14 protein-coding genes are annotated in these 14,299 nt (G+C 30.4%); 4 read left to right on the forward strand and 10 right to left on the reverse strand.

All coding sequences use genetic code 11. The annotated features are described in order from the left end of the window. Window positions 1-9: 9 nt before the first annotated feature. From smpB to sstT, 9 genes are read right to left on the reverse strand one after another with little or no spacing between them, the layout of a single operon-like run. The gene (gene smpB / locus ELQ10_RS01450; protein ID WP_002852861.1) at window positions 10-462 is read right to left on the reverse strand and encodes an SsrA-binding protein SmpB; all 453 of its coding nucleotides are present in this window, start codon (window positions 460-462) and stop codon (window positions 10-12) included. Then, window positions 459-1,226, reverse strand: coding sequence for a 4-(cytidine 5'-diphospho)-2-C-methyl-D-erythritol kinase (locus ELQ10_RS01455; protein WP_086032122.1), 768 nt, complete (start codon window positions 1,224-1,226; stop codon window positions 459-461). Before ELQ10_RS01455 ends, smpB begins: the two co-directional genes overlap by 4 nt. Further along, entirely contained in the window at window positions 1,223-1,450 is a 228-nt protein-coding gene (csrA, locus tag ELQ10_RS01460; RefSeq protein ID WP_002852854.1) for a carbon storage regulator CsrA, read from the reverse strand. The genes ELQ10_RS01455 and csrA overlap by 4 nt, the downstream gene beginning before the upstream one ends. Further along, a complete protein-coding gene (gene truB, locus ELQ10_RS01465; RefSeq protein WP_086032121.1) occupies window positions 1,444-2,262 on the reverse strand; it encodes a tRNA pseudouridine(55) synthase TruB in 819 nt (272 codons plus the stop codon). Before truB ends, csrA begins: the two co-directional genes overlap by 7 nt. Beyond that, window positions 2,259-4,334 (reverse strand): 3'-5' exonuclease, encoded by a 2,076-nt coding sequence (locus ELQ10_RS01470; protein ID WP_002866122.1) that lies wholly within the window; start codon window positions 4,332-4,334, stop codon window positions 2,259-2,261. The genes truB and ELQ10_RS01470 overlap by 4 nt, the downstream gene beginning before the upstream one ends. Then, complete coding sequence (locus tag ELQ10_RS01475; protein WP_086032120.1) at window positions 4,331-4,768, reverse strand: hypothetical protein; 438 nt, start codon at window positions 4,766-4,768, stop codon at window positions 4,331-4,333. Before ELQ10_RS01475 ends, ELQ10_RS01470 begins: the two co-directional genes overlap by 4 nt. After that, the gene (locus tag ELQ10_RS01480; RefSeq protein ID WP_086032119.1) at window positions 4,762-6,483 is read right to left on the reverse strand and encodes a M3 family oligoendopeptidase; all 1,722 of its coding nucleotides are present in this window, start codon (window positions 6,481-6,483) and stop codon (window positions 4,762-4,764) included. Before ELQ10_RS01480 ends, ELQ10_RS01475 begins: the two co-directional genes overlap by 7 nt. Window positions 6,484-6,486: 3 nt before the next feature. Next, a complete protein-coding gene (locus ELQ10_RS01485) occupies window positions 6,487-7,374 on the reverse strand; it encodes an aspartate carbamoyltransferase catalytic subunit (RefSeq protein ID WP_086032118.1) in 888 nt (295 codons plus the stop codon). Window positions 7,375-7,383: 9 nt separating this feature from the next. Beyond that, a complete protein-coding gene (gene sstT, locus ELQ10_RS01490; protein WP_134250093.1) occupies window positions 7,384-8,607 on the reverse strand; it encodes a serine/threonine transporter SstT in 1,224 nt (407 codons plus the stop codon). A gap of 139 nt (window positions 8,608-8,746) precedes the next feature. On the opposite strand from sstT, the gene metK reads away from it, so the two are divergent. Further along, window positions 8,747-9,943, forward strand: coding sequence for a methionine adenosyltransferase (gene metK / locus ELQ10_RS01495; protein WP_002866117.1), 1,197 nt, complete (start codon window positions 8,747-8,749; stop codon window positions 9,941-9,943). Window positions 9,944-10,179: 236 nt separating this feature from the next. Here metK and ELQ10_RS01500 read toward each other — a convergent pair whose 3' ends face one another. Then, window positions 10,180-11,505, reverse strand: a complete 1,326-nt coding sequence (locus tag ELQ10_RS01500) for an apolipoprotein N-acyltransferase (RefSeq protein WP_134250094.1) — start codon at window positions 11,503-11,505, stop codon at window positions 10,180-10,182. Here ELQ10_RS01500 and yajC point away from each other — a divergent pair. Genes yajC through secF form a run of 3 tightly spaced genes read left to right on the forward strand, consistent with a single transcriptional unit; the run spans window position 11,478 to window position 14,294 of the window. Continuing rightward, on the forward strand, window positions 11,478-11,750 hold the full coding sequence (gene yajC / locus ELQ10_RS01505) for a preprotein translocase subunit YajC (RefSeq protein ID WP_002786346.1): 273 nt from the start codon (window positions 11,478-11,480) through the stop codon (window positions 11,748-11,750). The two genes, ELQ10_RS01500 and yajC, sit on opposite strands and share 28 nt — an antisense overlap. Next, entirely contained in the window at window positions 11,743-13,323 is a 1,581-nt protein-coding gene (gene secD, locus ELQ10_RS01510; RefSeq protein ID WP_086032115.1) for a protein translocase subunit SecD, read from the forward strand. The genes yajC and secD overlap by 8 nt, the downstream gene beginning before the upstream one ends. Beyond that, a complete protein-coding gene (gene secF / locus ELQ10_RS01515) occupies window positions 13,323-14,294 on the forward strand; it encodes a protein translocase subunit SecF (RefSeq protein ID WP_134250095.1) in 972 nt (323 codons plus the stop codon). The genes secD and secF overlap by 1 nt, the downstream gene beginning before the upstream one ends. The last annotated feature ends 5 nt before the right edge of the window (window positions 14,295-14,299 follow it).

The raw sequence follows: 14,299 nt of genomic DNA on the forward strand, positions 1-14,299 counted from the left end.
TAATTTCCTTTATTTATAATTTTTCATAGCAGCTCTAGCTTCTAAATCGGCTTGCTTTTTCTTTAAAGTTTCACGCTTGTCGTGCAAATTTTTCCCTTTAGCTAAAGCAAGAGTGGCTTTTACTTTATTTTTTGTGTTAAAATAAAGATCTAATGCAACGATAGTATATCCTTCTATACTTACTTTACCTAATAATTTATCAATTTGCTTTCTATGCATTAAAAGCTTTCTAGCACCTCTTTCTTCGTGTTTATAGAAAGAATGTGTAGTATGAAGCAATGAAATATGAGAATTAAGTAAAAAAATCTCATTTTTTATAATGCGAACAAAAGAGTCTTTAAGATTTGCTCTTCCTGCTCTTAAGGCTACAACTTCACTTCCCTTAAGGACAATTCCGGCTTCAAAGCGTTCTATGATGCTATAATCAAATAAAGCTTTTTTATTTCTCGCAATAATTTTCATCGATCAACCTTAAAAACACTACTACCGCTACCGCTTAGAAAAAAATCTTCTTGTAAGTAAGACTTCATTTTAGGATATAAAGTTGCACAAGGAGTAAATAAATCATTTAATTCTTTGTTTTTAAAGTTTTGTAACAACTCTTTTGTGCTGAGTTTTTTGTAGATTTGCGCTTGATTATTGTTTTTTTGAAAGTCAAATATTTCTCTATCAAATTCATCATAAACAGCTTTAGTTTGGCAAGATATTTGTGGAAAAGTCCATTTTAAATTAGGTATGTCATCTTCAAATTCTTCTATAATTTCGCCACAGCCACTTACATTAGCAGAGTGAAAGCCACTTAAAAAAAAGGCAATATCACTTCCTAGTTGTATGCTTAAATTTATAAGTTCTTGTAGGTTTAATTTTAAATTTAAGGTTTCATTCATTAGTAGTAAAAAACTCGCACAATCACTACTTCCACCACCAAGCCCAGCACATACTGGGATATTTTTTGTGAGTTTTAGGCTTTTTTTGCTAAATAATTCTTTTAATTCGTTATTATATCTTTTAGAAAGTAGCAAATAAGCCTTTTGAATAATATTATTTTCACATTTAAAATTACTAATGATTTCAAATTCTTTTTTAGAATCTGATTCTTTATCAACAAGCTCAAGCTCATCAAAAAGATCTTTTAAAAGTATAAATCGTGATTCTAAAAGATGATATTTTCTTGAGTCAAAACCGGTAAGTTTTAAAAAAATATTTGCTTTAGCGTAAGCTTTCATTTGATTAGTTTTTTGCTTAAGTCATCAAGTTTAATATCATTCTGAACAACAGAATGCAAATTTTCATCCTTTACTTGTTGAACAAGTTCTTTTCTAAGTATCATAAGGGATTTTGGAGCTTCTATGCCTATTTTGGCATATCCTTTCCCTGTTTGAACGACTTTGATTTCTATACCTTCTCCGATAATTATACTTTCATTTTCTTTTCTTGATAATATTAACATTTTTCAACCTTATTTAGAAGATATTTTACTGTATTTTCTTTAATATTAATTATGCTAAAATATTTTTCTGTTTCAATATAATAATCTCCTTCATCATGAAATTTTAATTCTTCGACAAAAATTTTAGCACCATTTTCGAGTTTATTTAAATCCTTGATAAAATTTGGCTTTAGGTTAATGTATTTTAACACATTTAAGCTTTTCTCATTATTATAAACAAATTTGCCTTCTTTAACGCGCTCTAAAGAGCTTAAAGTCGCATTAATACCTAGTTTTCTAGCAAAAAGTTCGCAATAAGATCTTATATAAGCACCTTCACTGACTGTGATTTCGATATTTAAAAAAGGATGATTATAGCTTAAAATCTTGCAATCAAATACTTCCATTTGGCAAGGTTTTAAATTTACTTCTATACCTTTTTTTGCAAGTTCATAGGCGCGAGTTCCATTGATTCTTTTGGCGCTAAATTGCGGTGGTGTATAGGAGATAATTCCTTGCATTTGATCAATGATTTGTTGTAAATTTGCAAGATCAAATTCTTTTATATTTTTAATTTCTTTTATATTTTGATCATCAAGACTTAAGGAGTAAACTCCAAGCCATAAAGTAGCTTTATAGGTTTTTGGAGTTTTTTTTAAAAAACGGAAAAGTTTTGTGTATTGTCCAAATGCAATGATTAAAACCCCTTTGGCGAAAGGATCAAGAGTGCCAGAATATCCTGCTTTTTTATTTTTATATTTTTTCTTTAAAGTACTTAAAAAGGCATTAGAACTCAAACCCCTTGGTTTAAAGGCTGCAAAGATCTTGTTCATACTGCTTTTTCCACAAAGCTTGCCATGATTACACGCATTATACCACCAAAATTAATATTAAGCTTTTCCTCTTTTCCGCTTTTATTAACTTCGACAACCCTGCCAATGCCAAAAATTTTATGTTTAACTAGATCTCCTTTGCAAAAACTAGTTTTTTGTATATTTTGATTTTTTGATTTTTCATTGATTAATTTACTTTCTTCTAAGAAGCGACTAGGATTGATGTTTGCTCTTGAACCATGATAAAAACGAGAATTTGCAACACTTATTGTGAGAAATTTCTTGGCGCGAGTGATGGCAACATAAGCAAGACGGCGTTCTTCTTCGAGATTTTCTTCACTATTTAAAGGAAAAAATCCTTCATCAAAGCCTATTATAAAAACATAATCAAATTCCAAACCTTTGCTAGCATGAATGCTCATCAAGCAAACACATTCTTCATCTAAATTATCTTGATCACTTAATAAAGAAATTTCACTAAGTAGATCTTCTAAAGAAGCTTCGGGATCTTCTTTGAGTTTTTCTCTTAGATTAGCATAAAACTCATCAAGATTTCTGATTCTTTCATCGCCATCATCTTGCTCTGAAAAATAATCTTTGATTTTAAATAATTCTTCTATATTGTCAAAAACTTTTTTTGCATTATCGTAGCTTTTTAGAGTGTGAATATTTTGTATAAAAATATTTGCTTCATTTTGTGCTTTTTTTGTTGTTAAAATTCCTACACCGCCATCGCTTTCACATAAGGCATCAAAAAGTGAAATTTGACGTTTTTTTGCATATTCTTCTAAATTTTTTAGGGCTTTTTCTCCTATGGATCTTTTAGGGCGATTAATAATACGCCTAAATGACAAATCATCGTTTGGATTTAAGATAAGTCTAAGATACGAGATTAAATCTTTTATTTCTAATCTCTCATAAAAACGCATACCGCTAAGCAGTTTATAAGAAATTTTTTCCTTCATAAATGCTTCTTCTATTGCTCTTGATAGTGCATTAACTCGAAATAAAACGGCGATCTCTTTAGCTTCTACTCCAGAATTTAGCAATTTTTTCACTTCTTGAGCGATATATAAACCTTCATCTTTTTCGTTTTCGTTTTTTAATATTTTAATATTTTCCCCAGTATCTTTAGTGCAGATTAAAGTTTTTCCAAGTCGTTGCTCATTGTGAGATATGAGATTATTTGCTGCTTGTAAAATAGTCCCTACTGAACGATAGTTTTGTTCAAGTTTTACAAGTTTAACATTTTTAAAATCGTTTTGAAAATTTAAAATATTTTCAATTTTTGCTCCACGCCAACTATAAATACTTTGATCATCATCACCAACAACTGTGATATTTTCATGCATACAACATAGATTTTTTAGAATTTTATATTGCAAGGTATTAGTATCTTGATACTCATCAACTGTAATGTAATTATAAAGTAAGCTTTGTTCTTTGGCAAAATTTATATCATTTTCTAAAATGAGATTGCTTAGCAATAAAAGATCATCAAAATCTACAAAATTTTGCTTTAATAAGTATTCTTCATAAGCACGGTAATAGTTGGCAAATTTGTATTCATTTTGATATTTTTCAAAATTATGTTCTTTTAGTAAATTTAAATCTTCAAAGACATTGCTTACTCTTTTGCCTTCATTTTTGCAATAAGATATGTATTTGATAATATCATAGACATTATCTTTGTTTTTATCATGGATTAAGTCTTTAATTATTTTTTTTGTATCATCTGTATCGATAACAATAAAACTATTTTTACGCTCCAATCTTTCAAAATGGAGTTTTAAAAATAAAAGTCCAAATTTATGAAAGGTGCAAAGCAAAGGATTGTGATTGCCTTGTAGAAAATTTAACGCTCTATGACGCATAACACTAGCTGCTTTATTTGTAAAAGTAAGAGTAAGAGTGTTATGCGAGGGGATGCCTACTTCACCGATAAGATAAGCAAGACGAGTGGTGATAGTTTTGGTTTTTCCGCTACCTGCACCCGCTAGGATAAGCATAGCTCCATCAATGTGGCTTACTGCCTGTTTTTGACTATCATTTAAATCTTCAAATAGATTCATTTTTTGAAAATATCTTTATTTTTTGGATTATTTAAAAATATATTTTTAGATTTTTGTAAATTTTTACTATCTTCGCGTTTATAAAGGCTAAAATTAACAAATAAAATGCTATTTTCTATTTGAATTTGCGTGATAGCTCCTAAATCAACCTTTACAAAACTATCAAAATCATCATTTCCAAAACCTGCGTGAAATTGAATGAAATCTTTATTTAGTTGTATGGATTCAAAGGTGTATCCTCCAAGAGCAAAAAGAGCATAAGGATTTTGTTTAACATCAAGCTCTTTGGGAAGTTCAGGGTTAAAATCTATGAAATTTGTATTTGCAACTATGGAAAATTCTATATTTTCTTCTATAAGGTGTGAAATAACTTCATAACAATGCTTTTGCATGGTATGGATAAAATTTTCATTTTTTAAGATTGCTTCTAGCATGATTGTAACTCCATAAATTCATTGATGAGTTTTTGAATTTCTTTTATGCCTATTTCCCAAAAATTTTCATCTTCTATATCAAAGCCAAACATTCCTACTAGTTCTTTTGGACTCACGCTTCCACCTAAAGAAAGCATTTTGATATAAAGTTCTTTAAAATTTTCACATTTTTTACTTTTGTAAAGTCCATAAAGAGCTAAAACTAAAAGTTGTGCATAAGCATAAGCATAGCAGTAAAAAGGAGAATGGATAAAATGAGGAATGTAACTCCACCAAGAAGCATAATTTTTTGTAAGTTTTACGCTATCTTGAAACATCTTTTGAGATTCTTCCATCCAAATTTTATTGATTTCTTCGGTGCTAAGTTCATTTTCTTGAGCATGTAAGCGTCTTTCAAAACAAGTAAAATTAATTTGTCTATAAAAAGTTGCAAAAATATCTTCGATTTTATTTACATATAAAGATAGGAGTTCTTCTTTTTTTAACTTATCTTTAATAAAATCAAATACGAGCATTTCAGCAAAAACTGAAGCTGTTTCTGCGGTGGTTAAAGGCGTGTTTTGATTTAAATAGCTTACATTATAAGAAAGTTTTTGATGGATGGTGTGTCCTAATTCATGTGCAAGTGTAAAAAGATCACGCCTTTTATCGGTGTAATTTAATAAAACAAAAGGATGTGCATCAGAAGTTGCAGAATGTGAAAAAGCACCCCCTTGTTTATTTTCTTGTGGATAAACATCAATCCAGCCTTGATTAAAAGCATTTTTTGCTATATCATAAAATTGCGGAGAAAAAGCTTGAAATGCTTCTAAAACAATATTTTTACTTGTTTTAAAATCAAAACTTGCTTCTTTTCCTATGGGTGCATATCTGTCGTAGTCTTTAAGCTCATCATAGCCTAAAATTTGTTTTTTTCTTTTGTAAAATTGCGATACTAAGTTAAAATGTTTTTGCGCACTTGCTATCAAAGAATCAACGCTTTTTTGTGAAATTTGATTGCTGATATGTCTTGAAATTTCAGCATTTTCATAACCTCTTAATAAGCTTATATTTTTTCTTTCTGTTTTTATCATATTGATAATAAAACTTAAAAGTCTGCTATTTTTTTGTAAAACTTTACTGAATTTTTTAGCAGCTTTTTTGCGTATCTTTCTATCTTCATCATACATTTTGCTTAGTATTTCTTCTTCGCTAAGTTTTTTACCTTCAAAAGGGATTTTTAAAGCACTCATGCTTTCATCAAAAAGTCTACTAAAAGCATTTGCACCTGTATTTGAAAGATAGAGCATAATGCGTTCTTCGTTTTTGCTAAGATTATAGCGTTTGTTTTGTAATAAATTAGAAAGATAAAAATCATAATCTTTGCAAAAAGTTGTAAATTCTTGACTTTTTTCAGGAGCTAACTCGCAAAATTCAAGCTCGAAAAAGAGTAAATTTTCTTCTATTTTTTTGCATTCTTCTTCGTATTGTGCGTAAAAAGAACCATTTTGAGTGTTTTTAGCAAAAAGTAAATAAGCATAAGTCATGATTTTGCCAAGGGCTTGATTTAAATTTTCATAATCTTTTAAAGCTTGTAAAAACTCATTAGCATTTAATGTATAAAGTTTATTTTCATAGTTTTTTTTGAAATTTAAACTTTGTTGGATTTGATCTTGTGTAAAATTTTGTAATGCTTCTTTATCGTGGAATAAAGCACTTAAATCCCATTCTAACATTTTTTATCCTTCATTTTCTAATATGAGTTTTTTAAGAACAGCCATTCTAATGGCCACTCCATTTTTAACTTGTTTTAAAACTAAAGTTCTTTCATCGCTCATCATTTCATCGCTTATGTCAATATTGCGATTTACAGGGCCTGGATGTAGTAAAATAAGCTTTTTATCCTTTACTAAGCTTTTTTGAATGCAAAAATCATTTGCATAGTCTTTAAGTGAAGCATAAACGGTTTTATTATGTCTTTCTGTTTGTGTTCTAAGGCTCATGATAATATCTGAATTTGCTATGATATTCTCATCAAGCTTATAATGTTTTTTAAGATGGGTATTAGGCATAAAATGTGGTGGAGCTACTAGGGTAATATCAAGATTAAATCTGCTTAAAAGTTCTATATTGGACGCTGCAACGCGGGAATTTTTGATATCACCTACGATGCAAATTTTCTTACCTTCGACATCGCCTTGAAAATGATTATAAATAGTAAATAAATCTAGCAAAGCTTGGGTAGGATGGGCGTGTTTTCCATCTCCTCCATTAACAACTGGACAATGCATATGCTTTGCTAATATCAAAGGAACTCCTGAGTTTGCGTGTCTTACAACAATAGCATTAGGATTCATGGCATCTAAATTAGCAGCAGTATCATAAAGAGTTTCTCCTTTGCTAGAGCTTGATCTTGAAACATCAAGGCGTAAAACCCTAGCACCTAATCTTCTTGCAGCACTTTCAAAAGATGAAAGGGTGCGTGTAGAATTTTCAAAAAAAATTGTCGTGATACTTTTTCCTTCAAGAAAAGTTCTAGGCTTTTCATCTAAGAAATCACTTGCTTCTTTAAAAAGCTCCATAATTTCACTTTTGCTAAAATCCTTTGTAGTGATGAGATGACGCATGTTTTTGCCTTATTTGATATTGTAATTTAATTCATTTTTGGAACAAATTGCTGTAAAAAGAACATCTGTAGAACTATTTAAAGCAGTTTCAACACTATCTTGAATAATCCCTATAATAAAACCTATGGCAACTACCTTCATAGCAATATCATAGTCTATATTAAATAAAGAACAAGCCAAAGGTATAAGCAGTAAAGATCCGCCCGCAACCCCGCTAGCCCCGCAAGCTGCAAAGGTAGCAATAATGCTTAATAAAAAGGCTTGTAAAAGACTGATTTCTATACCAACAGTATTGGCCGCAGTAAGACTTAAAATAGCTATAGTAACTGCTGCTCCTGCCATGTTGATAGTAGCTCCTAAAGGTATAGAAATGCCATAAAATTCTTTATCTATGCCAAGTTTGGCACAAAGTGCCATATTTACAGGAATATTTGCTGCCGAACTTCTTGTAAAAAAAGCAAAAAATGCACTGTGTCTTAAGCAGATAAAAATCAAAGGAAAGGGATTTTTTCTTGTATAAAAAAAGACTATTAAGGCATTGATAACAAAGGTAACAAAAAGCATAGTAGCTACAAGTAAAATTAAGAGTTTTACATAGCTTAGTAAACCTTGTGCTCCTGTTTGTGCTACAGAATTAGCCACAAGTCCAAAAATTCCAAAAGGAGCAAGTTTTACTACAAATTTAACAATTTTTAAAACCCCTTCATTGATATCTATAAAAACTTGTTTTGCTTCGTTAGAACAGTGTTTTAATGCTATACCTCCAGCTATTGCCCAAGTTAAAATTCCTAAATAATTTCCACTTGATAGAGCATTTATAGGATTATCGACAATTTTAAATAAAAGATCTTTGAAAATCTCACTCATGTGGGTTGGAGATGAATTTGTAGCGGTTTGAACTCCATCTAAAACAAGCTTTACAGGGAAGAAAAAATTAGCAAGAACCGCACAAGCTGAAGCAAGAAAGGTGCCTACTATATACAAAATAATAATATTTTTGATCTTAGCACCACTTTGAGAAAAATCTTTAGTGCAAATTGAGGTTAAAATTAAAATAAAAACAAGCATAGGAGCGATAGCTTTTAAGGCACTTGTAAAAAGTATTCCGAGTAAATTTGCAATTTCAGATATTTCTTTAGAGCTAATGCCTATGAGTATTCCTAGTATTATACCTATACAAATTTGAACTATGAGGTTGCCTTTAGCGTAGCTTTGAATGATTTTAGAAAACATAAAAACCTTTTAAATATTTTTTATATCAGAAGTTGATTTTAACTAACTTTTGCTTAATTTTAGTAAATTTTTAATTTATCAAGCTTTGATAAGTTTATTTGGATACAATTGTGGTTCATTTTAAATGAAAGGACTTTTTATGTATCTATTCACTTCAGAAGTCGTAAGTGCAGGTCATCCAGACAAGTGCGCTGATATAATCGCTGATACGATAGTGGATATACTCTTGAAAAATGACAAAAATTCAAGGGTGGCGAGTGAGGTTTTTGTCGCAGGAAATAAGGTTGTGATAGGAGGCGAAGTTAAGTCAAATCACAAGCTTAGTAAAGCTGATTACGATAATTTAGTTAAAGATGTTTTAAAAAACATTGGTTATGACGGAGCAGGGCATTTTAGTAAAGAGCAGTGTTTGCATCCTGATGAAGTTGATGTTATGGTGTTTTTAAATGAACAAAGCCCTGATATCAATCAAGGTGTCGATCAAGAAGATGGCGAAACAGGAGCAGGTGATCAAGGTATTATGTTTGGTTTTGCAAGTTGCGAAGCTGAAGAATACATGCCAGCAGCTATTAGTTATGCAAGAATGCTATGCGATAGAGTTTATGCTTATGCAAAAGCAAATCCACATGAACTTGGAGTGGATATTAAAACTCAAGTAACTATTGATTATGGTACTAAGGCGAATTTTGAAAATTGCGAACCGCAAAGTATCCATACTATAGTAGTTTCTGCACCTTGTGTTGAAAGTATGAAAATAGAAGATTTAAGATCTTTAGTAATGAAACTTATCTTAGATAGTAATTTACCAAAAGAACTTTTTGATCCTAATAAAACTAGAATTTTAATCAATCCAACTGGTAAATATGTTAATCATTCTTCTTTGCATGATAGTGGTTTAACAGGAAGAAAACTTATAGTAGATAGTTTTGGAGGTTATTCTCCAATAGGTGGTGGCGCACAATCGAGCAAAGATTATACTAAGGTTGATAGAAGTGGACTTTATGCAGGTAGATGGCTAGCTAAAAACATAGTTGCAGCAGGGCTTGCTAAAAAATGTATTGTTCAACTTAGCTATGCTATAGGTGTTGCAAAACCTACTTCGGTAAGCGTGGATTGTATGGGTACAAATACCAGTGTAAATGATGATGTTTTAAGTGATTTTGTTATGCAAAATTTCTCTTTAACACCAAATTGGATCCGTGATAAATTTCATCTGGATAAACCAAGTAAAGAAACTTTTCTTTATGCGGATGTAGCAGCTCGTGGGCAAGTAGGACAAAAGGACTATCCTTGGGAAAAACTTGATGCTCTAGAACAGTTTAAAAAGCTACTTTAAAAAATTAACAATATTATACAAGCTTAAATAAGGCTTGTATAATTATAAAGAATTAATGAGGTTATATTAATTTTTGACTTAGAGGGATATTTTTCAATATCCCCCATAAATATAAAAGTTAGGAAGGAAGCTAAATTAATTTAGCTTTGGGGTAAAAACCCCTCTAAGTCAAAATATTGTTTGACAGAATTATAATATAAAATAACTTAAATTACTTTAAAATTAAAATTTTAATATTATTTTTTATCATTAAATATTTCTTTGGATAAATTATTCCAATCTTTACTTAAAAGCTTTTTAGGGAGTATAACTATATTTTCTTTGCCATTTGTAGCATGATAAACACTAACCCCATATTTACTTGCATAAAATTTCATTAAGAGTTGCTGGAGTTTGTATTCGCTGCTATTATTAAACCAAGCATTGTTGCTTAGGGCTATAATAATTTGTGAATTTTGATAGTTTTGTTCTTTGGTAGCTTCATAACAAATTGCATTTGTGATAATTTGATTATCTAATTTATATTTGCTTTGTATAGGACCTTTGGAAAATTCTTCAATATTTTTAAGAAAATATTTTTTTGTTAAGTCTTTAAAAAATGGAATTTCTTCACCAAAGGGAACTAAAAAATGCTTATTTAAAATATAGACATTGCCTTTTTTAAAGATATAAGTGCTATTGTAAATATGCTCTTTTTCGACATGAAATGCTCCTGTAATAATGGTGATTTTATAAGATAATTCTTTAAGCATGAGCTCATATTTGGTATTTTTTAAATCAAAAGCAAAAGCGGTTTCAGGCAAGATTACAAGTTCTTTTTTTTCATTTATAGCTTGAAGTATATCTTGAATTAAAATATCAGAATTTGATTTTAAATTTTCTTGTAAAAATTTTTGATCTTGAGAGATATTAGTATTGATGAGTTTGTAGTTTAAATTAAGAGTTTGAGCTTGTTTTTCATTATATTGAAATCCACTAAAGAATAAAATAAGAACAATCGCTATTTTATAATATCTTGATATATAACCCTCATAGATGAAATATGCTATTAAAAATATGCAAATAATACCACGATAACTTGGGTCAAAAAAACCATAAACTGTAAAAATTCCCCAATTAAGCCAATCAAATCCTAAAGGATGGATAAAACTTATGCAAAAAATTCCACAAAGCCTTAAAAAATCAAATTTTAATAAATAACATAATCTAAAAAGTAGTCCATAAATAAAACCAATGATAATTGGTATAATTGGTACTAAATAGTTTAGATTAAAATAAATTGAAGATAAACCAATCCACCAAAACCAAAGAATCCCTACAAAAAAACCTATCCAAAAATATTGTTTAGAATTTTTACTTTTTAGAAGTAAAACTAACCCCCAAATAGCTAAAAATGGGCTAATAGTTTGTGTAAAAATATTTTCAAAAAATGATAGATAAATAGAATTTGAAAGTAAAATTGCAATAAAAAAGACTTTTATTATTTTAAAAATGATAGAATTAGTGTTTAATTTTTTTGGAATAAAGGAAAAATATGGCAGAAAATTCAATTTTAACTTCATTGTTACCTCTTGTAGTGTTATTTGCAATTTTTTATTTCTTGGTGATCAGACCGCAACAAAAACAAGCAAAAGCACATAAACAAATGCTTGAGTCTTTGCAAAAAGGAGATAAAATCATCACTAATGGCGGACTTATTTGTGAAGTCGTAAAACCAGAGGAGGATTTTATCAAAGTTAAGCTTAATGAAGACAATGTTACTGCAAAAATTTCAAGAGAATTTATAGCAAAGAAAATTGATGCGTAATTCTAAAATCAATTATCGCTTGATTATTTTTATAGCGGTATTTATTTTTGGAGTGGCTTTTTCACTCCCTTCTTTTTTGCAGTCAGAACGTGGTGCGAAGATTAATTTAGGGCTTGATTTGCAAGGTGGGCTTTATATGCTCTTAGGTGTAGATAATGAAGAAGCTGTAAAATCTAAAATAAAATCAATTGCATCTTCATTGAGTTATTCTTTTAATAAAGAAAATATTTTAAATGATGGCTTAAATACCCATGATGATATTTTAGAATTTACTTTGCTTGATAATGCGGATATTGCAAAAGTTGAAAATTTGCTTAAAGAAATAAAAGGAATTAATATACAAAGTGAAAATATGCACTATAAAATTTCTTTTACCTCAGAAGAAGTAAAAAATATAGAAAATTTTGCACTTTTGCAAGCAGTTGAAACCATAAGAAATAGGCTTGATCAATTTGGTTTAGCAGAGCCAACAGTTGCTAAACAAGGTGATGATAAGATTTTGGTTGAACTTGCAGGGATTAAAACCAAAGAAGATGAACTAAGAGCAAAAGAACGCATCACAAAAGCAGCACATTTGCAACTTATGGAAGTTGATGATTCTAAAATGGGTCAAGCTTCTACAATGAGCGATGCTGAGGCTGCGAGTTATGGACTGATTTTAGTGCCTGATTCTAGAAATCCAAATTTAAAATATACCTTAAAAAGCATACCTATTTTAGATGGATCTATGCTTACTGATGCTAGAGTAGGGATTAGTGATAAGAGTAATTATCCTGTGATTAATTTTACTTTAAATGCCGAGGGTTCTAAAAAATTTGCTGATTATACAGGATCAAATGTTGGAAAGCGTCTTGCTATTGTACTTGATAATAAAGTGTATTCTGCCCCATCTATCAATGAACGCATAGGTGGAGGTAGTGGGCAAATCAGTGGAGCTTTTACCCAAGAAGAAGCGCGTGATGTGGCGGTAGCTTTAAGAAGTGGAGCTTTGCTTGCGCCTGTAAAATTACTTGAACAAAGAAGTATAGGACCATCTTTAGGTGCTGATAGTATTAAAATGAGTATGATAGCCTTAATCGGTGCATCGGTTTTTATTGTAATATTTATGATGATGTATTACGGTGTGGCAGGAATTTTTGCAAATATTGCAATGTTGGTTAATGTTTTGGTAGTAGTGGCTGTTATGGCTATGTTTGGAGCAACTTTAACTTTACCAGGGATGGCAGGACTTGTTTTAACTGTGGGTATGGCAGTAGATGCAAATGTGATTATCAATGAGCGCATACGAGAACTCTTGCGAGATGGAGTAAATATAAGAGCTAGCATAGAACAAGGTTATAAAAATGCTATGAGTGCGATTATAGATTCAAATATCACTTCTTTGGTTACTTCGGTAGCACTTTATGCTTATGGAACAGGAGCAGTTAAAGGTTTTGCTGTGACTTTGGGAATTGGTATCGTTGTTTCTATGATTACGGCAATTTTAGGAACTCACGGAATGTTTGATTATTTTATGCAACGCATAGAAAAAAGTAATAATACAAGATTTTGGTTTGGCTATAGGAGAAGATAATGCAGTTTTTTAGCGAAAAGAAAATTTATGATTTTATGAGAATGCGTTTTGCTGCTATTTCTCTTTCTTTTATTTTGTTTTTTGGTTCTATTTATTTGCTTTGGGATAGGGGTTTGCAATATGGCATTGATTTTAGCGGAGGAACTTTAGTTCAGCTTAAATATGAAAATGCAGCTCCTATAACACAAATCCGAGAAATTTTAGAAAAACAAGGAACTTTTCAAAATTTATCTGTAACTGAATTTGGAAGCAATGAAGAAGTAACCATACGCTTTTTAGGAAGCAACGATAATGTAAGCAATGATATAGGCGAGCATATAAGCACTCTTTTAAAGGATACGGGAAAATTTGAAGTGCGTCGTGCTGATGTGGTAGGTCCAAAAGTAGGTGATGAACTTAGAAATAAAGGACTTATGGCTATAGCTGTATCTTTGATAGCAATTTTAATTTATATAGCGTTGCGTTTTGAGTGGCGTTTTGCTCTCGCGGCTATAATCAGTGAAATTCATGATGTTGTGATTACTTTAGGGGCAATTTCTTTATTTAAAATTGATGTCAATCTAGATACTTTGGCTGCTGTTTTAACTGTGCTTGGGTACTCTTTGAATGATACAATTATTATTTTTGATAGAATCAGAGAAGGCATTAAAACAAGTAAAAAAACCGAACTTGCACCTATTATCAATGAAAGTGTTTCAGCAACTTTATCAAGAACGGTTTTAACTTCAGGGTTAACTTTAGCAACCGTTGTGATACTTTATTTCTTTGGCGGAGAGATGATACAAGGATTTTCCTTGGCTTTAATTGTAGGTATTATAGCGGGAACTTTAAGTTCTATTTTTGTAGCAAGTCCAACTTTACTTTGGTTTAAATTTAGCGTGCTTGATTTTAGAAATAAAGAACTTGAAAAGCTTAAAAGAAAACAAGATAAAGAACGCAATCGTGCAATGTATGAAAAAGGAACAGTGTAAGGAGA

It is taken from the genome of Campylobacter sp. US42a, from assembly GCF_004379055.1.
GTDB lineage: Bacteria > Campylobacterota > Campylobacteria > Campylobacterales > Campylobacteraceae > Campylobacter_D > Campylobacter_D jejuni.

Excerpts from the sequence above, each read along its gene's own strand:
- smpB (WP_002852861.1), bottom strand. The coding sequence starts at position 462 with ATGAAAATTATTGCGAGAAATAAAAAAGCTTTATTTGATTATAGCATC.
- ELQ10_RS01455 (WP_086032122.1), bottom strand. The coding sequence starts at position 1,226 with ATGAAAGCTTACGCTAAAGCAAATATTTTTTTAAAACTTACCGGTTTT.
- csrA (WP_002852854.1), bottom strand. The coding sequence starts at position 1,450 with ATGTTAATATTATCAAGAAAAGAAAATGAAAGTATAATTATCGGAGAA.
- truB (WP_086032121.1), bottom strand. The coding sequence starts at position 2,262 with ATGAACAAGATCTTTGCAGCCTTTAAACCAAGGGGTTTGAGTTCTAAT.
- ELQ10_RS01470 (WP_002866122.1), bottom strand. The coding sequence starts at position 4,334 with ATGAATCTATTTGAAGATTTAAATGATAGTCAAAAACAGGCAGTAAGC.
- ELQ10_RS01475 (WP_086032120.1), bottom strand. The coding sequence starts at position 4,768 with ATGCTAGAAGCAATCTTAAAAAATGAAAATTTTATCCATACCATGCAA.
- ELQ10_RS01480 (WP_086032119.1), bottom strand. The coding sequence starts at position 6,483 with ATGTTAGAATGGGATTTAAGTGCTTTATTCCACGATAAAGAAGCATTA.
- ELQ10_RS01485 (WP_086032118.1), bottom strand. The coding sequence starts at position 7,374 with ATGCGTCATCTCATCACTACAAAGGATTTTAGCAAAAGTGAAATTATG.
- sstT (WP_134250093.1), bottom strand. The coding sequence starts at position 8,607 with ATGTTTTCTAAAATCATTCAAAGCTACGCTAAAGGCAACCTCATAGTT.
- metK (WP_002866117.1), top strand. The coding sequence starts at position 8,747 with ATGTATCTATTCACTTCAGAAGTCGTAAGTGCAGGTCATCCAGACAAG.
- yajC (WP_002786346.1), top strand. The coding sequence starts at position 11,478 with ATGGCAGAAAATTCAATTTTAACTTCATTGTTACCTCTTGTAGTGTTA.
- ELQ10_RS01500 (WP_134250094.1), bottom strand. The coding sequence starts at position 11,505 with ATGAAGTTAAAATTGAATTTTCTGCCATATTTTTCCTTTATTCCAAAA.
- secD (WP_086032115.1), top strand. The coding sequence starts at position 11,743 with ATGCGTAATTCTAAAATCAATTATCGCTTGATTATTTTTATAGCGGTA.
- secF (WP_134250095.1), top strand. The coding sequence starts at position 13,323 with ATGCAGTTTTTTAGCGAAAAGAAAATTTATGATTTTATGAGAATGCGT.